The 20,062-nt window shown below is 57.6% G+C and carries 19 protein-coding genes; 12 read left to right on the top strand and 7 right to left on the bottom strand.

The features are described from left to right. Window positions 1-124: 124 nt before the first annotated feature. Window positions 125-1,327, top strand: coding sequence for a Cdc6/Cdc18 family protein (locus tag E4P24_RS07950; RefSeq protein ID WP_188148330.1), 1,203 nt, complete (start codon window positions 125-127; stop codon window positions 1,325-1,327). A 108-nt stretch (window positions 1,328-1,435) separates the two neighbouring features. After that, complete coding sequence (locus E4P24_RS07945; protein WP_188148329.1) at window positions 1,436-2,116, top strand: phosphoglycolate phosphatase; 681 nt, start codon at window positions 1,436-1,438, stop codon at window positions 2,114-2,116. A 29-nt stretch (window positions 2,117-2,145) separates the two neighbouring features. Here the strand turns inward: E4P24_RS07945 and E4P24_RS07940 are convergent, their stop codons facing one another. After that, window positions 2,146-2,334, bottom strand: coding sequence for an HEWD family protein (locus E4P24_RS07940; protein WP_013035288.1), 189 nt, complete (start codon window positions 2,332-2,334; stop codon window positions 2,146-2,148). 196 nt (window positions 2,335-2,530) lie between these two features. Between E4P24_RS07940 and E4P24_RS07935 the strand changes: the two genes are divergently transcribed. Beyond that, on the top strand, window positions 2,531-3,085 hold the full coding sequence (locus tag E4P24_RS07935; protein ID WP_004041412.1) for a class I SAM-dependent methyltransferase: 555 nt from the start codon (window positions 2,531-2,533) through the stop codon (window positions 3,083-3,085). Window positions 3,086-3,252: 167 nt separating this feature from the next. Continuing rightward, window positions 3,253-3,408, top strand: coding sequence for a rubrerythrin-like domain-containing protein (locus tag E4P24_RS07930; RefSeq protein WP_004041411.1), 156 nt, complete (start codon window positions 3,253-3,255; stop codon window positions 3,406-3,408). Between the two features lie 105 nt (window positions 3,409-3,513). On the opposite strand, the gene E4P24_RS07925 is transcribed toward E4P24_RS07930, so the two are convergent. Continuing rightward, window positions 3,514-4,482: a DUF368 domain-containing protein gene (locus E4P24_RS07925; protein WP_004063270.1), complete on the bottom strand. Its 969-nt coding sequence runs from the start codon at window positions 4,480-4,482 to the stop codon at window positions 3,514-3,516. A 121-nt stretch (window positions 4,483-4,603) separates the two neighbouring features. Between E4P24_RS07925 and aglM the strand changes: the two genes are divergently transcribed. Then, entirely contained in the window at window positions 4,604-5,896 is a 1,293-nt protein-coding gene (gene aglM / locus E4P24_RS07920; RefSeq protein ID WP_188148328.1) for a UDP-glucose 6-dehydrogenase AglM, read from the top strand. A gap of 157 nt (window positions 5,897-6,053) precedes the next feature. Here aglM and E4P24_RS07915 read toward each other — a convergent pair whose 3' ends face one another. Beyond that, complete coding sequence (locus tag E4P24_RS07915) at window positions 6,054-9,218, bottom strand: oligosaccharyl transferase, archaeosortase A system-associated (RefSeq protein ID WP_188148327.1); 3,165 nt, start codon at window positions 9,216-9,218, stop codon at window positions 6,054-6,056. A 116-nt stretch (window positions 9,219-9,334) separates the two neighbouring features. Between E4P24_RS07915 and aglG the strand changes: the two genes are divergently transcribed. Then, a complete protein-coding gene (gene aglG / locus E4P24_RS07910; protein ID WP_004063273.1) occupies window positions 9,335-10,276 on the top strand; it encodes a glucosyl-dolichyl phosphate glucuronosyltransferase in 942 nt (313 codons plus the stop codon). Window positions 10,277-10,284: 8 nt separating this feature from the next. Here aglG and aglI read toward each other — a convergent pair whose 3' ends face one another. From aglI to E4P24_RS07895, 3 genes are all read right to left on the bottom strand, one after another. Further along, window positions 10,285-11,172 (bottom strand): glycosyltransferase AglI, encoded by an 888-nt coding sequence (aglI, locus tag E4P24_RS07905; protein ID WP_115859866.1) that lies wholly within the window; start codon window positions 11,170-11,172, stop codon window positions 10,285-10,287. A gap of 48 nt (window positions 11,173-11,220) precedes the next feature. Beyond that, window positions 11,221-11,952, bottom strand: a complete 732-nt coding sequence (aglF, locus tag E4P24_RS07900; RefSeq protein WP_115859868.1) for a UTP--glucose-1-phosphate uridylyltransferase AglF — start codon at window positions 11,950-11,952, stop codon at window positions 11,221-11,223. Window positions 11,953-12,120: 168 nt separating this feature from the next. Then, on the bottom strand, window positions 12,121-13,497 hold the full coding sequence (locus tag E4P24_RS07895; RefSeq protein ID WP_223173900.1) for a DolP-mannose mannosyltransferase: 1,377 nt from the start codon (window positions 13,495-13,497) through the stop codon (window positions 12,121-12,123). 167 nt (window positions 13,498-13,664) lie between these two features. On the opposite strand from E4P24_RS07895, the gene E4P24_RS07890 reads away from it, so the two are divergent. The 5 genes from E4P24_RS07890 to aglJ all read left to right on the top strand — a co-directional run bounded on the left by E4P24_RS07890 (window position 13,665) and on the right by aglJ (window position 19,290). Further along, window positions 13,665-15,095: a polysaccharide biosynthesis C-terminal domain-containing protein gene (locus E4P24_RS07890; RefSeq protein WP_115859870.1), complete on the top strand. Its 1,431-nt coding sequence runs from the start codon at window positions 13,665-13,667 to the stop codon at window positions 15,093-15,095. A 52-nt stretch (window positions 15,096-15,147) separates the two neighbouring features. Next, window positions 15,148-16,062: a glycosyltransferase family 2 protein gene (locus tag E4P24_RS07885; RefSeq protein ID WP_188148326.1), complete on the top strand. Its 915-nt coding sequence runs from the start codon at window positions 15,148-15,150 to the stop codon at window positions 16,060-16,062. Beyond that, window positions 16,059-17,174, top strand: coding sequence for a glycoprotein pentasaccharide biosynthesis putative isomerase AglQ (gene aglQ / locus E4P24_RS07880; protein ID WP_115859874.1), 1,116 nt, complete (start codon window positions 16,059-16,061; stop codon window positions 17,172-17,174). The genes E4P24_RS07885 and aglQ overlap by 4 nt, the downstream gene beginning before the upstream one ends. Before the next feature lie 174 nt (window positions 17,175-17,348). Then, window positions 17,349-17,996 carry an FkbM family methyltransferase gene (locus tag E4P24_RS07875; protein ID WP_223173899.1) on the top strand — a complete coding sequence of 216 codons (648 nt, stop codon included), beginning with the start codon at window positions 17,349-17,351 and terminating at the stop codon, window positions 17,994-17,996. Between the two features lie 382 nt (window positions 17,997-18,378). Next, the gene (gene aglJ, locus E4P24_RS07870; RefSeq protein ID WP_049896072.1) at window positions 18,379-19,290 is read left to right on the top strand and encodes an S-layer glycoprotein N-glycosyltransferase AglJ; all 912 of its coding nucleotides are present in this window, start codon (window positions 18,379-18,381) and stop codon (window positions 19,288-19,290) included. A 51-nt stretch (window positions 19,291-19,341) separates the two neighbouring features. Here aglJ and E4P24_RS07865 read toward each other — a convergent pair whose 3' ends face one another. Beyond that, a complete protein-coding gene (locus E4P24_RS07865) occupies window positions 19,342-19,668 on the bottom strand; it encodes a hypothetical protein (RefSeq protein WP_004063281.1) in 327 nt (108 codons plus the stop codon). Window positions 19,669-19,803: 135 nt separating this feature from the next. Here E4P24_RS07865 and E4P24_RS07860 point away from each other — a divergent pair, with 135 nt between their 5' ends. Beyond that, a complete protein-coding gene (locus tag E4P24_RS07860) occupies window positions 19,804-20,016 on the top strand; it encodes a ribbon-helix-helix domain-containing protein (RefSeq protein ID WP_004063282.1) in 213 nt (70 codons plus the stop codon). The last annotated feature ends 46 nt before the right edge of the window (window positions 20,017-20,062 follow it).

The following is a 20,062-nucleotide window of genomic DNA, read 5'->3' as shown; positions in this document are numbered from 1 at the left end:
GCCTTTGAAGCGCTCCGAACGGCCGATTTTAGTGTTTCGTGTTCTCATTCCACACGGCGGCTGTCGGTAGTGGTCGGTTTTTAGGCGTGCGCCGGATACCGTCAGCCACGGAACGTTCCACGCCATGCGCCTCGAAGACAGAATCACCAGGCGGCGTCGACGCGGCGGGAAGAGACGGCGGCTCGTCCGAGACCTGAGCGCGCTCGACCCGACGGCTCATCCCCGAGAGCCGACCGGCCGCGGTCCGACGCTCGAACGCATTCTCGACCATCTCGACCCGGTGTTCGACGGCGAGTTGCCGCCCGACGCTCACGTCCACGGGCCGAAGGGCGTCGGGAAGTCGGCGGTCGTCGCGGCGCTGTTCGAGCACCTCGCCAGCGCCCTCCCCGCCCGACGGTCGGTCATCCACACCGCGACGCGGACCGCCGCCACGCCGACGACCTCGTTCGCCTACGTCGACGCTCGGGACGCTCCGACCGAGTTCGCGCTCCTTCACGCGGCGCTCGAAACGCTCTCGAAGGAGCCGGTGCCCTCGCAGGGCGTCGGCGTCGAGGCGCTCCGCGAGCGGCTCACGGCGCGGGTCGCCCACGACGAACACGCGGTCGTCGCCGTCGACCACGTCGGCGAGCCGGAGACCGTCTCCGCGGCGACGGCGGTCGAGACGCTTTCTTCGGTGTCGCCGCACGTCTCGGTGCTCACCGTCGGCCGTGACCCGCGGAGCGACGCGACCGAAGCCGGTGATGACGACGACGTAACCGACGTAACCGACGCGGCGTCCATCGCCGTCTCGGCCTACGAGCGCCACAGCCTCGTCGATATCCTCGTCGCGCGCGCGTCGGACGGCGTCGCCCGCAACGCGCTCCCGCACGAGGCGACGCGCGAGGTGGCCGAGTGGGCCGACGGCGACGCCCACGACGCGCTGTCGGCGCTCTACGGGGCGGCGACGCTCGCCGCGGCCGACGGCGCGGACACAATCGACACCGAGTACGTCTGCGCCGGCATCGACGCCGTCCCCGACGACGGCTGTTCGCTCGGTCGCGTGTTCGCGCTCCCAGAGAGCCGCCGGCGCGTCCTCCGGGCGTTCGTCGCGCTCGACGACGAGGAGACGGCCTCGGTCTCGACGGCAACCGAGCACATCGCCGCGTCGCCGCGGGTGTCGCTGTCGCCGGCGACCGTCCGGCGCGTCCTCTACGAGCTTTCGGACCTCGGCATCGTGCGCCGGGTTTCGGACTCCGACTCCACCGACGGCCCGGGCAGACCGGCGACGCGACCCGTCCCGAACTTCTCGACGCTGGCGTTCCGCGGGCTGGACGACGCCGAGCGCTGAGGCGTCGGCGCTCGCCGCCACGAGTTCGTCGTCGGCGTCGAGAGCGCAGGCCGCGGCGCGGTTCTCCCCGACCGCTGAACCTTTTTCCCCCGTCGCCCAACTCCGGGTATGGTTCCGCCGCTCGTACTCGACATCGACGGGACGCTCACCGACGCGGACGGACATCTCGACCCCCGCGCGTTCGAGGTGCTCCCGGCGTGGGACGCGCCCGTCATCCTCGCCACCGGCAAGGCGTTTCCGTACCCGGTCTCGCTGTGTCACTATCTCGGCCTCCCACAGACCGTCATCGCGGAGAACGGCGGGGTCGTCCTCGCAGACGGCGAGGTGACGTTCACCGGCGACCGCGAGGCCGCGCAGGCCGCCGCCGACGAGTTCGTCGCCCGCGGCGGCGACCTCGGCTGGGACGCCGCGGACACCGCGAACCGCTGGCGCGAGACCGAAATCATCGCCCGTCTCGACGCCGACGAGGCGCTCCTCCGGGCAGTCGCAGACGAGTTCGACGTCGAGGTCATCGACACCGGCTTCGCCTACCACATCAAGACGCCGGGAGTCGAGAAGGGCGTCGGCCTCGAACGCGTCTGCGAGACGATGGACTACGACCCCGAGGACTTCGTCGCCGTCGGCGACAGCGTCAACGACGCCTCGACGTTCCGGGTCGCGGGGCGGTCGTACGCCGTCGCCAACGCGGACGACGTAGCCAAGGAGGCCGCCGACACGGTGCTCGACCGGTCGTACATGGACGGCACGCTGTCGGTGCTCGACTCGCTCCGGGAAGAAGACGCGGCGTAACCGCCGACCGCGCGCCGCTCGTCGGCGTCTCAGGCCGGTTCCTCGAAGGGAGCGAAGCGGCCGTTGATGTCCCACTCGTGGATGCAGTAGGGGCTTCCGACCCGTTTCTCGCCGTCCGTCTCGGCGACGAGCCACGTCGCGGCGTCGTCGTCCCAGCGTTCCACCCGACCGCAGCGCTCGCAGGCGCGTCGCGTCGGCCGTCGAAGTTGGGGTTCCATACCTGTGAGACCGACTGCCGGGCAAAAAAGCCCATCGCCGTCGGCAGTTTCGCGGGCGGTCGCTCGGACTCGCGCCGACTCGCGCCGACCCGCTTCGATCCGGTGGCGGACTGACTCACCGGCGGCTATGCACGAGACAAACACGACTCGGGGAGGAACCGATGGGACTTACGGCTCGGGACGCGGAGTGAATCGCATGGGCTTTCACACCTTCGACGCCGACAGGGCGGCGAAACTGGACGACCCCGCGAGATTCCGGTTCGTCTCGCGGGAGGAACTGCTCTCGCACCTCGGCGTCGCGCCCGAACGCGTCGTCGCCGACCTCGGAAGCGGCACCGGTTTTTTCACCGACGAGGTCGCCCCGCACGTCGGCACGCTCTACGCAGTCGACGTGCAGGCGGTCATGCACGACTACTACCGCGAGAAGGGCGCGCCCGACAACGTCGAGTTCGTCACGGCCGACGTGGCGTCGCTCCCGTTCGACGACGACCACCTCGACGCCGCCTTCTCGACGATGACCTACCACGAGTTCGCCACCGACGAGGCGCTCGCCGAACTCGCTCGCGTCGTCCGTCCCGGCGGCACCGTGGTCGTGGTCGACTGGTCCACATCCGGCTCGGGCGAAGACGGCCCGCCGCGAGACGAGCGATTCGGCCTCGGCGACGCCGTCTCCGCGCTTGAAGCGGCCGGCTTCACCGTCACCCACGGCGAGACCCGACGCGAGACGTTCGTCTGCGTCGCCCGGCGCTGACGCGAACGAACCCGTGAAGTGACCCCGTTAGAATTGAACAGTGAGCCGTGCCGAAGTTGATTCGCTTCTCGTTCGAGTGTCCATACCGGCGTAGAATATTAATGTACTAGAGTAATTTGGTGAATATCAGGACAACGCTTACCACGAAATCCATGGTATAGTATATCATGGTGTTACATAACTCAGTCATCGACGACTATCACCCGACCGAGGGGTATTACGAGTGTCGTTCCTGTCGGACTCGGACCGTCAGCGCGAGCCACCTGTCGGAGTGTCCCGACTGCGGCGGGTCGGTTCGAAACATCGCCGTCGCCCGCGAGTGAGGCGCGAGTCGCGCGATTCCGCACGTCATCGATTCGGACGATGACCGACTTCCTTCTCACGGGGCGTCGGAGCACCCCGCTTCGATGCGCCGCTCCGATGCGCGCTCACGACTCGATGACGTCCGTGTACCGGTCGACGAGTAGGACGACCGCCGCGCCGACGACCGCGGCCACGGCGAACGAGGCGTAGAGCTCCGTCGTCCACGACCGTCCCGCGTCGACGAGCGCGGCGGTGCTCTCCACCACGGGCGCGCGGAGCGCGCCGACGATGAGGCTCACGAGGAACGCCAGCGTCGCCCGGCGGTAGTGTTCGAGCGCCCAGCGGACGACGTGCGCGATGCTGAACAGGCCGACGACGGCTCCGACCATGAACGTGACGACGACCGTCCCCGGTTCGACGACGACCGACAGCGGTGCGCCGCCGGCGACGTCGAGGAGGCTGTCGATGAACGCGTTGAGCGCCGCGTTCATGTACTCGTACTGCCCGAGAATCAACAGGATGAGCGACCCGGAGACGCCGGGGAGAATCATCGCGCTGACGGCGATGCCGCCGGCGACCGCAATCGCGGGCAGCGAGTGTCCGAACGCGCCGCCGCTCCCGCCCGAGGCGACGAACGCGAGGCCGAACCCGGCGACGGCCGCCGCGATTTGACGCGGGCCGTCGAGCGAGACTTGGGCGTACAGCACGACCGCCGACGCGGCGATGAGCCCGAAGAAAAAGCCGTAGGTGGGCACCGGCGCGTCGTTGAGCGCGATGTGGAGCACGCGCATCACGGTCACGATTGCGGTGGCGATACCCGCGCCGAGGGCGAGCAGGAAGCCGACGTCGACTTCGCGCATCGCCGCGACCGCGTCGGCCCGGCGTCCGGGGACGACGACGCCGAGGGCGCGCTTGATTCGGCCGGGTGTGATGGCCGTCACCGCGCTGATGAGCCGCTCGTAGATACCCGTGATAAGCGCGATTGTGCCGCCCGAGACGCCCGGCACGGCGTCGGCGGCACCCATGCAGACGCCCTTCAGGTAGATGAGAAGCCACGAGAGCCGGGGAGCGTCCCCGTCTGAGTTCCTCGACATTTCGTTGTCGGACCCTCTCTCGGGGAGGATATCAGTCCACCGCTACGTGATTCCGGCTGTTTCCTCAGTGAACTACGGGACTCGGAAAGAATCAAACCACCTGGCATTCACAACTCTACCAATGGAACTCAGTATCATCGGGAGTGGGTACGTCGGCACGACTATCGCGGCGTGCTTCGCTGAACTCGGACACGACGTCGTCAACGTGGACATCGACGAAGACGTCGTCGCCTCACTCAACGATGGGCAGGCCCCGATTCACGAGCCCGGACTGGCCGAGCTCGTCGAACGGTACGCGGGAGACCGACTCCGAGCGACGACCGACTACGACGAGATTCTCGACACGGACGCGACGTTCCTCGCCCTGCCGACCCCGTCGAACGACGACGGCAGCATCGACCTCGGCGCGATGACAGCCGCGGCGACCTCGCTCGGTGAGACGCTGGCCCGGAAGGACGATTCGCACCTCGTCGTCACCAAGAGCACGGTCGTTCCGCGGACGACGGTCGACGTCATCGGGCCGCGAATCGAAGAGGCCTCGGGGAAACGCGTCGGCGACGGGTTCGATATCGCGATGAACCCCGAGTTCCTCCGCGAAGGCACCGCCGTCGACGACTTCCTTTCGCCGGACAAAATCGTCCTCGGCGCGCAGACCGACCGGGCGTACGAGACGCTAGCCGAGATTTTCGCCCCGCTCGTCGAACGCGCCGGGAACCCACCCGTCGTCAAGACCGGTATCAGCGAAGCCGAGATGATAAAGTACGCCAACAACGCCTTCCTCGCGTCGAAGATTAGCCTCGCCAACGACCTCGCGAACATCTGCAAGGAGTTCGGCGTCGACTCCGCGGAAGTGTTGGAGAGCATCGGCCTCGACTCCCGTATCGGGTCGGCGTTCCTCGGTGCGGGTCTCGGCTGGGGCGGGTCGTGTTTCCCGAAGGACACGGCCGCCATCATCGCCGCCGCCCGCGCTCAAGGCTACGAACCGCGTCTGTTGCAGGCCGCCGTCGACGTCAACGACGGCCAACCGGAGCGTATGCTCGACCTCCTCCGCGAGCGATTCGACCTCGACGGCAAGCGCGTCGCCGTGCTCGGACTCGCGTTCAAGCCCGGCACCGACGACATCCGGAAATCCCGCGCGATTTTACTCATTCAGGTGCTCCTCGACGCAGGGGCCGACGTCGTCGGCTACGACCCCGTCGCCACCGAGAACATGCGGGAGCGGTTCCCCGACATCGACTACGCCGATTCCGCCGCCGACGCGCTCGCAAACGCCGACGCGGCGCTCGTCGCAACCGACTGGGACGAGTTCGCGGCGCTCGACGACGAGTTCGACGCCATGCGCGAGCGCATCGTCATCGACGGCCGTCGCATCGTCACCCGCCGCGAGGGTCTCGACTACGAGTCGCTCGTCTGAGCCGGAACCGGAGTCGGAGCCGGACCGGAACCGAAGCCGAAGACTGCTTCCGAGCGGCTTTCGCTCGGCACTCGCTTTTCGACCGTCGGCGGTTGTTCTGAACTCCGTGTGGAAAATGAAACTGCGACCGCGAGAGTCGTCGCCGTCTCGGCTCGTGTTACGCGGCGGCCGAGACCGCGCTGGCGTCGACCGACGCCGAGGTCGATGTCGACGCCGACTCGTTCGTCTGCGAGTCGTCGGACGTGCCGTCCTCGGACGAGCTATCCTCGGACGAAGAATCGCCCGGCAGGTCGAGTTCCTGTTCGTTCCGTTCGAGGGTGACCTGCACGGTACCGTCTTCGGCACCGTTGACGAGGCCCTCGTCGACGGCGACGTTCTCCGCCTGGTAGCTGACGATGGTGCTGTTCCCGGTGACCGAGGTCGGCCCGGTGAACGCGTAGCCGCCCGCCGCGCGGACGCTGACGTTCGTGTAGCCGTTGTCCGGGCCGTACTCGTCGTAGCCGGTCGTGGAGTACGGGAGCGTCATCGTGAACTCACCGTCGGCGTCGGTCTGGGCCTGCTGCGTGTAGGTGAAGTTCGTGCCAGTCGTCAGGTCGCGCATCTGGACGCGCGCGGTCACCGTCGTGTTGGCCGGGGCACCGCTGCCGTCGACCGTCGCGCCGGGGACGCGCTCGAACGTCTTGACCCACGCGGGGTTGTTGGGGACGAGCGCCTGCGGCTGGAGGCCGTAGGTGTTGCCCTCGCTGATGAGCGACCGCTGGTAGGGCCCCGAGCGGAGCGCCGAGCTGTTCGAGGACTTCACGAGGCGGTAGTGTTCGAGGGCGGACACGCGCTCCTCGGGGAACGTACCGATACCGCCGATCTGGGAGGTCGGGTCGTTCGCGACGTACTCCTCCGCGGCGCTCATGTTGTCGAACGTCCTGACCGCCTGCCCGTCCGAGGGCGTCACTCTGAACGTGGTCGAGCCGTCGGCGGACGTACGTTCTTCCCAGTCGACGACGATTGGCGACGCCTCGCGGGCGCTGCCGTGGTACGCGTAGAGCCGGACCATCAGGCTCTCGTAGTACCGCTGGTCCTTGAGGCTCGACGCGGCGGCGACAGTCGTTTGCTCGCCCTGTTCTTGCAGGCGGAACATCGGGTTGTAGAAGTCCGACCTGGAGATGTTCGACTCGTCGTAGAAGACGGTCGGCGCGCTGAACTTCGCGTCGGTCGAAGCCATCTGCCAGTCGACCATGACGTAGCGGGTCTGGTCGCCTTCGCCGTCGTCACCCATCGAGGTGAGAACCGACTCAGCCTGCTGTTCATCTTCGGCGAGGAGGTAGTTCGCTGCCTCGGTGGCACCTCCTTGGAACGGGTTCGCGTTCGGGATGCGCTCGCCGAGGACGGTGATCCAGTGACCGTAGTCCCACCAAGACATGACGCCGTACGCACCGTCCGGATAGTCGAAGTCGTCCGTGTACTCGTACGTCCCGTAGTACTCCATCCGGTTCGATTCGCCGCCGAACTCACCTTCTGCGGGTGTGTTGTTCTGCATCCAGGTGAGGCTCCCGTCCCACTGAGTGACCGTTCCTGGACCGGTCTGGGACGCTTGCATGGCGGTCTGAGACACGCCGCCGTTGCCGAGTTGAATCGGGATGATGAGAACGGGCGTGAGGATGAGGAGGACGGCAATCACGACTGCTGCGACCTGCCCATACGAGATGTCGTCGAAGCGCTCGACGTTCGCGAGGCCGACGAAGTCGATTCCGAGGGCCTCTCGGAGGAGATAGGCGTTCATCACCGCGACGACCACCGCGAGGTAGTAGTTGAAACGAACCTGCGTGAACGCTGCCGACGTGATGATGGCTGCCCACACGAGGACGAACAGACGTTCGCTCTCGTAGTCGGCTTGCATCACTGCGCCCACGATGAGTGCGGTGACGATGGTGAGGCTAACGAGCGACGATTCGACGCCCAGGGCACTGCCGATTCCTGCTGGAAGCGCCGGTATCAAGAAGAGTACTCCGATGAGGGCGAGACTCCCGACAGCGTATCCGATCTTCCGCGAGTTTCCACCCTTGACAAGCGGCTTCGCGACGAGCCACACTGCCGCGAGAGCACCTGTGAAGAAGGTGAAGCCGTACTCGGACATGATACGGCCGACAGCAGTCTGACCGTTCGACTGGAGTACGTTTGCTGCGAGGAACGGCTGGGCTTCACTGATGGTTCGGGTCGCAGCGCCGGCGCTGAACCCAACCGTACGGAGGAAGTTGCGTGCGATCGAATCGAAAACACTCGGAAGGACGAGAGAAAACAGCACTATCCCGACAAGCATGGTTCCGCCAACCACCGCAGGATAGTATCGCTCGTCGACGTCGTTCGATTCCCACCACCGGGCGAGTGCGGCGAGGAACACAGCACCGAGGGCGACGCCGAGTGAGAACAGCGGCTGCAAGAAGCCGAAGTCGGTCACCCCGAATCCCGGTTCCTCGATCGGGATGAACATCAGTAAGCCGGTGACCGTCATCGAGATGGCACCGACGAACGCCGTGTGTTCAGGCGACCGACCGCGGACGTAGTCGGAAGCCATCTTCAGGACCAAAAAGAGGCCAAAGATACCGACGAGAAGGATTCCCGGTGGCCACGACCACATGTAGATGGCCGTTGCGACACCGGCGAGAACGGACCACTTCAGGGGTTCACGGAGCGCATCGAGGTCGCGTGCCGCAACGAGTTCCCAGACGGGTTTCTCTCTGTCGGCAACCGTGAGGGCGATCATGATCGCGAGGACGGCAAAGCCCATGAAGAACGGTTCTACGATATTGTGATCTGCAAACCCAACGAGCCCACGTTGGAGGAACGCTCCTGGGAGAAGCATCAGAATAACCGCACCGAAGAGCCCACCGAGACGGCCGCCGAGACGCTTCCCAATAAGGTAGGTTGGGATAACGGTTAACGCACCGAAGACGGCCGGCGCGACCAAAAGCGACTTGGCTACGAGGTCTGATGACGGGCTTCCCAGACCGACGACGAGGGCCGCGGTCGCGACGAGTTGGTCGTAAATTGTCCCGAACTGACCTGCGGTCCGGCCGAACGGGAATTCGGTCCACGGGTCGAACGGCATCGTCGCGGGCCAGTTCCGGACGGTGTATTCCACCTGGCGAAGATGATACCAGGCGTCGTTTCCTGAGAAGAACACTGTGCCCTCTCGAATGAATGCGTCATAACTGCGGAGGCGTATCCACAGCATGACGAGAATAATAGTCGAGAGGACCGGTATGTGATACCAGTCGCGAGCGAGATCCGCTATGGAGGGCGAATACTTTGTTTGCTCGTCACTCATTGTGACCAACAACCGCCAAGCCGTTCATAAGCCTTGTGATAGTCTGTGTCGGTAGAAATAGCTAGTTACAAATCGAAGGACAATGCTTATTCGGGACTCCTCGGTAACTCCGACTTATGAAAGTCTCCGTCGTGGTCTGTACGTACTCGATGGAACGGTACGAGTCATTCTCCGAGACCGTCGAGAGTGTCCTCGCACAGACCTACGAACCCCTCGAACTCGTCATCGTTGTCGATGGAAACGAAGAGGTGTTCGACCGCGTGCAAGACGACTTCGGTGACATCGACGATGTCGTTCTGCACTGTAACGACGAGAACCGCGGTATCTCGTACAGTCGGACCAAAGGTGCTGAGCTCGGAACCGGCGACGTCGTCGCGATGATTGATGACGACGCAACGGCAGAACCCGATTGGATTGAGACGCTCGTCGACACCTATGAAAACAATCCGGATGCGGTCGCTGTCGGCGGTACCGTCGTCCCCGACTGGGTCGCTCGCAAACCAGAGTTCTTTCCAGAAGAATTCTACTGGCTCGTCGGGTGTGACGAACGTGGGTTCGGCGAGCACATGGAGGAGGTTCGGAACACCTACGGCTCGAACATCTCCTTCAAGCGCGACGTTTTTCTCGAAGTGGGCGGCTACGACACGAACACCGGTCGAAAAGGAGACAAACACGTCCAGGCGCACGAAGCACCCGTCTGCATTCGTATCTACGAACAGACGGGCGAGCGCGTCATCTATAACAAACAAGCGCGCGTGAATCACAAACTCTTCGAATATCGAACTGAGTTTGACTGGCTCGTCTTTCGTTCGTTCTGGCAGGGCTACTCGAAGCGCGTGATGGACTTGTTGTATCCACAAGCGTCAGACGATAAAAACGCGTATCTGAAGGACTTGATGCTCGTCTACGTTGTTGACCGACTCAAGAATCTCGTCGAAGACCCGTCGCTGGCGCAGGTCCAACAATTGATCGCTATCTTCGTTTTCACTGCGGCGGTTGGATTTGGATACGTCTACGGTCTGTTGACGCCGAACCTCGTGGAGAAGACGAATAATTAGTTGGCGTTTCAGCGGGTGTTCCCGCGAACGTATCGGACGTACTCACGATAATACCCGAGGGCGCGAACTCCTGTCATCACTACCGAGAGAACGCCGAAGAGCAGTCGCTCGAAATCGAGACCGGACGACTCCTCATCGGGCGATTTCACGCCACTCGGACGTGGCGGAATCCCGGGACGGCCGAACCGCTCGGCGTAGTACTCTTGCCGCTGACACAAGCCGCGGCCGACGCGAAGTTCTTTTTTCACCAGCGACGAGAACGAATCTCGAACTGGGTGGTACAGTGTCGCCGCCGGTGCAAACGCTTGCCTGTACCCGGCGTTTGCGACTCGACTGCCGAACTCCGAGTCACCGCCCGACACGAGACGCTCGTCGAACGGACCGACATCGTCGACGACCTCTCGACTGACGAGGAGCCCGCACGTCGGGGCGTACTGCTGCTGACGAATATACTGCGCTATGGGAAAGGCGGTCTGTGCGTCAAACCTTGCTGCGAGCGTGTCTTCCCCATTGGTAACCAGTTCGACGTCGCACCCGACGTACGCTGCCTCGTCCATCGCGTCAACCGCCGTTTCGAGCCACGACTCGTCCATGTACATGTCGGCGTCGACGAACGCAAATATCTCTCCCGTCGCCTGTTCTATGCCAGCGTTTCGGGCCGCGTACGACCCCTGGATTTCGTCTTCGACGACGAGTGTGACGTTCTCGTGCTCGCGTTCGAACTGACGAATCACGTCGCGCGTCTCGTCTGTCGACCCGTTGTCGATGGGGAGTATGTTTACTCTCTCCGTCGGGTACGTCTGTTTGGTCAGCGCAGTCAGTGTGTCACGTATACCTGTGGGGTCGTTATAAACTGGAACGATTACAGAAACACAAGGAAACGGAGAATCAGCCATTGAAATCAGGTTTACTCCCACTAATAAAAAGCACACGTGATTAGACGTCTACTCGGTCGCCTGTGTCGTTTCCTCTTGTAGTCGTTGTTCTGCTTCGTCACGGTCTTCTGGGTAGCCGATATCCAGCCGCCACCCGTCGATACGAATCGCGTCAATAGTTCGCCCAGAGCGGATGAGAAGGTCGATTGCCTCACTAATTTCGTACTCGCCGCGGTTCGATGGTTGGACGAGATGACACGCGTGGAAGATAGCCGGCGTGAACGTGTAGAACCCGGTCATCACGAGATTCGACGGCGGTTCTTCGGGCTTCTCGATGACTTCTGTGATTTCACCGTAATCGTTGGTTACACAGACACCGTAACGGGAAGCTTCGTCCCAGTTGACTTCTTCCACGAGGAAGGCGGCGTCCGCCCGATCCTCTCGCTGTCGCTTGACGACGTCGCCGAGGTTGGCGTTGAAGATGTTGTCGCCAAGCATCAGCATGAAGTCCTCGTCAATGTGGTCTTCGACGGTGAGGAGGGCGTGTGCTAGACCTTTCTGCTCACGTTGATGCGCGTAGGTAATGGGGACGCCACGATATTCGTCGTCGTAGTGTTGAATGATGATCTCCTTCTTGTAGCCGACAACGACGACAAGTTTCTCCGCACCGAGGTCGACGAGTTGGTCAAAGCAGTGGGTGAGAATCGGTTTTCCGTCGACCTCGACCATTCCTTTCGGCTTGTCTTCAGTGAGTGGTCGAAGACGGGTTCCTTTACCGGCGGCGAGGACAACAGCTTGCATAGTAAGAGAGTCATCGAGGCCAAGTATATAAAATGAGTTGGATATAAAGACTGGTGATAGGCTTTGAGTTTAACGTCTCCTTTGCGATAGTTGTCCACCCTATACCGGTTGTTCACAAGAAAAGTATAAGTTAATATATGGCCAATTTGGGTTGGTGTCCTGCGGTTATCAAGGTAACCTCCATTTTCCACACTTTTCCTCTGTGAATGACTGTTCTGTTAGATTCATCCATTCAAGTTCCATCCCACTAAGTCTGTAATGACATGTCGAGGGGATTGTTGATGTAAAGAACAATTCTTCTATCTTGTCTGGACCATACCTGGATTTGACATTGTATTGTTCATCTGGGGGTGATCCACCTATTGTGTATTCTGTGTATCCAGACAAATGAGCAAACTGTTGAATCCCACTTTCGAGAATGGCTTGATCGGGGCCATCCCCTGAGTAAGAGTATGGGTTCGTAATGACGCCAACGCCACCCAAGGTCACTACCTGCCAAATCAACATGCAAACGACAACGGCTGTTACTATCGAATTAATTCTCTCAGACTCATACTTGGTTGATAGTTTTTCGAATGCAAATCCGATACCCATCGAAACTAGAATAATCCCAAGAAATAAATCGTCTGCACCATCGTAATCCAAGATGAATATTTGGATACAGAACCACAGCAAAAGCCCTACGACCCACCACCTTTCTCGAATGTCGTCTAGAAAGCCTAGTAATATACCGGCCATTCCAAGAAGTGCTATCGGGATCATTAATTTTAGATGAGTGACTCCTTTTACCAACCGATATAAGAATGATTGTGTCTCACCTGCATACAACGGGGCAATTATCACTTCAACAGTCATTGCAACTAGCCCACCCTGTAGATAAATTGGGAGAAGAGAAATAAAAGCAATAATTGTGGCCCCAAAAACATATTTGAGAATCAGATCTTTGCTTTTTTGCCGTGAAATAATCCCGAATGATATGATTGGGAATATAATCGCAAATTGCCACATGCCTGCTGACGCTGCTGCTGCGGCCCCAGATAGTATTGGTTTCGGGTTTCTGGAAAGATAAATACTTCCTAGTCCGAAAAGAAAAACAAAATATTTTGGCTCATACCCAAAGACTGGTGAATAATGAATAACTGGGAATGTAATAAAAACAATGCCACTAAGTAGACCCGCGAACTGATTCCCAGTGATTTCTGAGGTGATGTGGGAGATTAAATATGTTAGCAAGATCCCTGCTACTATTGTACTTACGACAGATAGAGTGTGTTGAAGATGCGGATCCCCATTAGAGATATAAGCGATGATTGTCGCAAGCTCGAGTGTCAGTGGTGGTTTTGGGTCCCATGCATCGATGTAATATCTCTTTCCACTGAAAACCATCCATCCTATATGCTGAAACATTGCTGTATCTGATGAGGTGACTGGCCAATTTCCATTGAGAACAACACGTACAACAGAAATAAGATAAACAAATGTAGAGACTATCGGGGCAGTCAATGAATTTTGACTGAATGCTGCTTTTGCTAATCGTTTCATCATACTTGGCTCTCTATTAGCAACATAGAATAACTCTGCTGTTTCCCCTGTTACTTGATTCCTGCACTGCGAAACTGCAAGCACGCTCAACAGACGAGTGCTAACTCAGGTGATTAACTAGATCTCTGCTAGAAACTATAATTTATCAATTGCAAAGTCACAACTACTCTATGGCCAAATTAGCACGCGCTTCTGCGCTGCAGTTCGGGGCCAACGTTACGCAGACATTCGTTGGAGCAATTATCACAATCTACGTGATCAATGAACTCGGCGTTGGTGCCTTCGGGATTTTTGCGCTCTCTGCAGCTTTGGTGAAATGGGCGTCTATTCCGGCTGTTGGTATCCGTGGTGCGGTAATAACACGAATGAACGAAAGTGACGACATTTCCCCAAGCGAGTATTTCACCACCGCGTCTGTCCTCACGGGAGCAATCATACTAGTTGGACTTCTCGCCCTTTTGGGTTACTCTCCCTTCGTTGAACAGTACCTTGATTACAGCGGTACACAACTGGTGGGTGGTATGTTCGTCTCGAACGTTTCGTTCCGGCTAGTCTTAGGAGGGCTTCGAGGTGAGAACCGAGTCGAGATGTCTAGTCTCTACGAAGCTCTTTGGGGAATCCTATCTTCACTTGTGAAGTTGGCTCTTGTCTACACAGGCGTGGGTGTAGATGCACTTTTCTATGGAGAGATTACCTCTAGCATTGTCATCGGTATTTTTGGTGTATATTCACTCAATATTTCATTTGTGTCTCCCACACGGAGTGCTGCAATAAGCCTCTATTCCTGGGCACGGTATGGATGGTTAGATAATTTGAAACGGATGTCATATTCTTGGTTAGATACCATAATTCTCGGCTTTTTTGTCTCAACATCGTTGGTCGGTATCTACGAAGTAGCATGGCGGATCTCGGCATTATTCGTTCTCCTCCCAACAGCTATCAGTAAATCGACATTCCCAACAATTAGTTCTCTAAGAGATACTGACAAATTAAATAAAGTTCGTCGGATTCTCACCCGTGGGCTTTCAGTGGCTGGTGTACTTGCTATTCCTGGATTAGTGGGTTCAGTTCTTGTAGGAGGTGACGTCCTTGCATTGTATGGTCCGTCAGTCTCCTCTGTTGGTGTTGCTGTATCTGTGTTAGTATTCCTCTCTGTCGTACGACTTGTTGAGTGCTACGAGACGCTAGTAATGCAAGCACTCAATGCTTTAGATCTACCTGACAGGACATTTAGAATAGGAGTTATCTTCATCACGACTAATATTATACTTAACGTATCGTTGATACCGATGTTCGGTGTGATTGGCGCGGCTATCGCTACCCTCCTTTCAATGACTCTAGGTAGCATACTCGCTGTCCGTGCACTACCGAAGGCCGTTCAAACACTGCCCCCAGTATCTGCTATCGGAAGCCAGTTTGTGAGTGCGGGAGCGATGGCTGTTGTACTCTTCACAATTCTCAACTACCGGCCAATTGGTCAACCGATAGAAGTTGTCCTATACGTCCTTGCTGGAGCCACTACGTACGGCTTTGTCCTTCTTAGCCTCTCGTCGAACTTTCGAGAACGAGTTCAACAGTTGCTATCTGAAAGTCTTGGTTGAGGTATGACTAGGTCGCAAGTACTTTCGCTTGGGATACTATCACCTACTACTAATGACTTCGACTCTACCGTTTGTATCTGTCATCATTCCAGTCTATAATGAGGCTGAAAATATTCAAAAATGCCTCAATGCGGTAACATCACAGACGTACCCCAAGTCAAAGTATGAAGTACTCGTCGTAGATAATGGATCACAGGATGGTACGAAAGAGATCGCTCGTCAGTTTAGCACTGCTTACGACAATCTCGAAATTCTGATTGAGGATGAACAACAAGGGTCTTATGCTGCCCGAAATACTGGTATTGAGCAGTCTAGCGGCGCTATTCTTGCTTTTTTAGATGGGGATTGTTCTCCACACCAACAGTGGCTTGAACGCGGCGTGTCTACAATCACCGGTACAGGAGTAGACCTCGTTGGAGGTAACGTGGAATTCACGTATCCAAATGGAGGAACCGCAGCTGAGCGGTACGACTCGTTTACTAATATGCAAATGAAAGAGAGCATATCTAAACGAAACGTGGCGAAGACGGTAAATCTCTTTGTTAGACAGGATGTCGTTGAGGACGTTGGTCCGTTTCCAAACCATCTTATCTCTGGTGGTGATGTCCACTGGACGAAGAGAGCTACAGACGCAGGGTATTCATTAACTTTCGCACACGACGCGATTGGTTGTCATCCTGCTCGACCGTTCGGAGAACTGTTGAAGAAGCAATTCAGAGTTGGCAAAGGTCAGATACAGGTGTGGATGTTAGACAGAATTTCTCTGAGGCGAGTATTTGCGTTGGCATTGTGGATTCTCGTTGGCTTTCTCCCGAAACCTCCACACTATCTCTCCCAAGATTTACGACGGACTGGACAGACAGTGACGAAAGCAATGTTCGTCAGAATACTTGTGGTTGCGTGGTGTTGTCGGCTCGCAGAGAATGCTGGCCGTCTTTCTTATATCCTAAGATCGGAGGAACAATGACCTCTCTTTCTGACATTCTTGCCTCCAGTGCAGAGGCTGGACTCTCACTCCAGCGATCAGATGGTTCAATGCCAGCAGGACACAACGGCCCGTACCATGATCCTGAAACACCTGTTCGAAACACGTCTCACTGGTTAGTAACATTTCTGAAGGCCCACGAACTTACGGATGAAAATAGATTTAGACAAGCTGCTTCAGATGCGGTTTCTTATCTATTGAGTGAAGAGGCACGACCACATGGCCATACGTTTGAACACAGACAAAACGATACGAAGGACCGATGCAATGGCCTGATGGGACAGGCATGGTCACTTGAGGCCCTTGCGCTTGCAGCTAGAGCACTTGACAACGAACGTGCTGCTGCTGTCGCCGCAGATGTGTTCTTATCACACCCATTCTGTGACAAGCTCAAATTGTGGCAACGTGTTGATACCGATGGGACAATATTAGGTTTTGACCGTACGTTCAACCATCAGCTTTGGTTTGCGGCCTCTGGAGGACTTGTTGCACATACTGCTCCCCAGGAGGTTTCTCAACGTGTTCGTGACTTTTTAGATAGTCTTCCTTCAACTATCGATATATACGAAAACGGACTGATCAGACATCCTCTTCGACCATCTATGGATCTGAGCGAACTCGCTGAGTCAGTGACTCATGATGTCCACCGTAGTATGGTTCGAAACCATCTCCTTCATTATCTCCGACCACCCAGAAGCAAACGACGTCTGAGGAACAAAGCTGAGGGCTACCATTCGTTTAACCTCTATGCTCTTGCAATACTCGCAAGAGAATTTCCGTCTCATTCGGTCTGGAGTACTGACCTGCTCTCGGATATCCTTGAGTATACTCTCTCCGAGGAGTTTCGAGAAGCGACTACGGATAACAAGTTCTCGCATCCATACAATCCTCCTGGTTTCGAAGTGCCTGCGGCGATGGAGACATTTAGCGTGGGTTCATATAAGGAACGAGAGATGTGGGTAAATGAACAGATACAGCACTCTTTTGACCCCAATGCCAGCTTGCTAACGAGAGGAACTGATGATAAACAGACCCATGCTGCACGGTTATACGAAGCAACCCGATTAGATGACTACGAGATATATCTTGACTAACAACAAAGAAGACGAACTATTGACAAATGACTCGCAGATTTAATATTTGAGGATGTACGACAGGTATACAGACCAGAGACAATCAGTCTTCATCTTAAATATATGACAATAGTTAAAAAAGTGGCGCGTCTTCGCGACTGGATTGCACTCAAGACAGGTGCCATCAGGTCCCCAATGATTGCCGAAGTTGGTGGATATGCTGCCAGGTTTACTGTTCAAAGTGTGGAAGAAATCTGGAGGATCAGGGATCTTCGAGGAGAGCAAGATGTTATTCGGTTGCTCCTTGAGGAGGCTGAAGAAGACGATGTTCTGTGGGATGTTGGTTCCAATATTGGGACTCACGCATGTATCTGCTCCACAAAAGCCAATGTGTTCGCCTTCGAACCAAACCCAGACACGTTTGATCGTCTAACAGAAAATTCGGACCGTGCTCCAGGAACGGTTATACCACTGAGATATGGATTATCTAGTTCTTCTGGGGATATCTCATTCGAGCCCTCCCCAATTGCAGCGAACGGGACACACAAAGTATCGACTGAAGGATCTATGACTATCAAAACAATCTCTGGAGATGAGTTAGTTGAGAGTGGAGAGGTTCCGAAACCAAATGTTGTGAAAGTTGACGTTGAGGGTCACGAATTAGAGGTTCTGAAAGGTATGACCAATGCATTGCAGTCAGTTAACTTTGTAATAGTTGAGATTCACGCTGGTGTTGACCCGAAAGACGTGACAAAACTACTCTCCGAGGCAAAACTCTCCACAGAGATTACCAAATTAAATCGCGATGAGGATTTTGTTATTGGTCGCAGACAAAATGATTAAATACACTATCTAGTTAGTGACTCCCTCAATCGGCGTTTGTCTAAGTCTCGGCACAGTTGTTGTATGTTATTGTGTTGCGCGCTGATGTGAGTCTTTCGTGGACTGTTGTGTAACTGCCTACGTACGAATTATAGAACAGTCAACCATATTTTGAGAGAAGGATAGTAGGATGTCTGTTTCAATGATGCCTCTGCTCAACGTAATCAACCGATAGTGCAGTCCAAATCGAGAGGTTGTAGTCTGATAATTATAGTTGTCAATGGGACAATCTGATTGTATCTCACCGTGAGTTGATAGACTAATATCAGTCCACATTTGATTATCACCAACTGTGTGGACCAAACGATAGACTATTTTATTCAGCACAATCATATCGAGACTAATGCCCACCCCCGATGCCGTCTGTATCCTCATCCCCACCTACAACGAGGCGGAAACAATCGCTGATGTCATCTCAGATTACCGAGATGAGGGATTCGCCAACGTCCTCGTCATCGACGGCGGCTCCACAGATGGGACACGGGAACTCGCCGAAGACGCCGGTGCTCATGTCGTCGTCCAGTCGGGGTCCGGAAAAGGCCAGGCTGTCAGAGAAGCCGTTGAAGACCACATTCAAGCGCCGTACGTCCTGATGCTCGATGGCGACGGGACCTACGAAGCGACAGACGCCACCAAGATGCTCGACCCGCTCACCGAGGGGTACGACCACGTCATCGGCGACCGATTCGCCGATATGCGGCCGGGCGCGATGACGCGGCTCAACAGAGTCGGAAACCGCATCATCAACCGGGCGTTCGCGTTTATTCACGGTCAGGACTTTCGTGATATCCTCAGCGGCTACCGGGCGTTCACCCGCGAGTCGTTTCTCGACATGACGCTCACTTCCGACGGCTTCGGCATCGAGACGGAGATGGCCGTCGAGTGCGCGAAGCGTGGTATCAAGACGACGGTCGTGCCCACGACCTACTACCCGCGGCCCGACGGCTCGGATACGAATCTCGACCCGATCCGCGACGGTGGTATCATCTTCCTGGAACTGTATCGCCGCGCCAAGACCAACAACCCGCTTTTCTACTTCGGCAGCGTCGGGTTTGCGTCGACCGCGACCGGGCTCGGGCTCGCCCTGTACGTCGCCTACGAGTGGGTCGTTCGCTCGATTTCCCACGAGGTCATCGCCGTCGTCTCTATGGCAGGTATTCTCTTCGGGGTACAACTGCTGATGTTCGGCGTGCTGTCGGATCTCATCCTCTCGCTACACCGCGAGCAGATGAAACGAATCGAAGAACTGGAGTGAGTCGGTTCGAACCGGGCCGTCGGGACTGGAGGACGCCAACCGAGACCGCCTTCAGAACGGGACGAGCGAACGAAGCCGACCCATCAGGCTCTTCGAGGCCTTCGCGCGGAACTCCTCGAACACCGGGTGAAGCGTCTCCAAGAGGTCCCGGCGAGAGTCGAATCGGTCTTTCGGCGCGGCGGCGAGGGCGTCGCTTATCGCGACCGTATTGCCCGCGGCGTCAATCGGCACGGAAACGTCGTCGAGCGCCCGTGTGATCTCGGTCGCGTCTGCCGGGTAGTCGATGTCTGCGGTGTCGACGTCATCGGCGAGCGCGGCGATACCGAATTCGATTGAGTCCGGCTCCGACGTATCGTTCTGCGGCGGTCTCGCGGCCATCGAACGTGTATAGTACGCCCCGCATGGAAAAACCCCCGACCTCCGGCGAAATCGCCAGTGAACGCCGGGAAACCGCGCCGGACGGTCCCGGTCGCCACCGTTGGGGTTAACCTCGCCCGGTGCCACGGTCGACCCATGACCGAGTACACGACGGTCTCGATTCCGAAGGAGTTGGCCGCTCGCGTCGACGACACCATCGAAGGAACCACCTTCTCGAGCACGAGCGATCTCGTCCGGTTCCTCCTGCGCAGCATCGTCATCCAGCACGAGCGCTCCGGCGGCGATCTCTCGGAGGCGGAGTTCCAAGAAATCGCGGAGCAACTGACCGACCTCGGCTACCTGCGGTAGTCGACCGAGGCGAGCGGCCGCCGCGCGCGGGCCGGCAGCGCCGGGC

This window comes from Haloferax sp. AS1, from assembly GCF_014530665.1.
In the GTDB taxonomy this organism is placed as follows: Archaea; Halobacteriota; Halobacteria; order Halobacteriales; family Haloferacaceae; genus Haloferax; species Haloferax volcanii.
Note: the sequence above shows the minus strand (reverse complement) of the source record. Positions and strands in the feature narration are given on the sequence as shown.

Excerpts from the sequence above, each read along its gene's own strand:
- E4P24_RS07935 (WP_004041412.1), top strand. The coding sequence starts at position 2,531 with ATGGGCTTTCACACCTTCGACGCCGACAGGGCGGCGAAACTGGACGAC.
- aglF (WP_115859868.1), bottom strand. The coding sequence starts at position 11,952 with ATGCAAGCTGTTGTCCTCGCCGCCGGTAAAGGAACCCGTCTTCGACCA.
- E4P24_RS07885 (WP_188148326.1), top strand. The coding sequence starts at position 15,148 with ATGACTTCGACTCTACCGTTTGTATCTGTCATCATTCCAGTCTATAAT.
- E4P24_RS07915 (WP_188148327.1), bottom strand. The coding sequence starts at position 9,218 with ATGAGTGACGAGCAAACAAAGTATTCGCCCTCCATAGCGGATCTCGCT.
- aglJ (WP_049896072.1), top strand. The coding sequence starts at position 18,379 with ATGCCCACCCCCGATGCCGTCTGTATCCTCATCCCCACCTACAACGAG.
- aglI (WP_115859866.1), bottom strand. The coding sequence starts at position 11,172 with ATGGCTGATTCTCCGTTTCCTTGTGTTTCTGTAATCGTTCCAGTTTAT.
- E4P24_RS07945 (WP_188148329.1), top strand. The coding sequence starts at position 1,436 with ATGGTTCCGCCGCTCGTACTCGACATCGACGGGACGCTCACCGACGCG.
- aglQ (WP_115859874.1), top strand. The coding sequence starts at position 16,059 with ATGACCTCTCTTTCTGACATTCTTGCCTCCAGTGCAGAGGCTGGACTC.
- aglM (WP_188148328.1), top strand. The coding sequence starts at position 4,604 with ATGGAACTCAGTATCATCGGGAGTGGGTACGTCGGCACGACTATCGCG.
- E4P24_RS07875 (WP_223173899.1), top strand. The coding sequence starts at position 17,349 with ATGATTGCCGAAGTTGGTGGATATGCTGCCAGGTTTACTGTTCAAAGT.
- E4P24_RS07865 (WP_004063281.1), bottom strand. The coding sequence starts at position 19,668 with ATGGCCGCGAGACCGCCGCAGAACGATACGTCGGAGCCGGACTCAATC.
- E4P24_RS07890 (WP_115859870.1), top strand. The coding sequence starts at position 13,665 with ATGGCCAAATTAGCACGCGCTTCTGCGCTGCAGTTCGGGGCCAACGTT.
- E4P24_RS07950 (WP_188148330.1), top strand. The coding sequence starts at position 125 with ATGCGCCTCGAAGACAGAATCACCAGGCGGCGTCGACGCGGCGGGAAG.
- E4P24_RS07925 (WP_004063270.1), bottom strand. The coding sequence starts at position 4,482 with ATGTCGAGGAACTCAGACGGGGACGCTCCCCGGCTCTCGTGGCTTCTC.
- E4P24_RS07895 (WP_223173900.1), bottom strand. The coding sequence starts at position 13,497 with ATGATGAAACGATTAGCAAAAGCAGCATTCAGTCAAAATTCATTGACT.
- E4P24_RS07930 (WP_004041411.1), top strand. The coding sequence starts at position 3,253 with ATGGTGTTACATAACTCAGTCATCGACGACTATCACCCGACCGAGGGG.
- E4P24_RS07940 (WP_013035288.1), bottom strand. The coding sequence starts at position 2,334 with ATGGAACCCCAACTTCGACGGCCGACGCGACGCGCCTGCGAGCGCTGC.
- aglG (WP_004063273.1), top strand. The coding sequence starts at position 9,335 with ATGAAAGTCTCCGTCGTGGTCTGTACGTACTCGATGGAACGGTACGAG.
- E4P24_RS07860 (WP_004063282.1), top strand. The coding sequence starts at position 19,804 with ATGACCGAGTACACGACGGTCTCGATTCCGAAGGAGTTGGCCGCTCGC.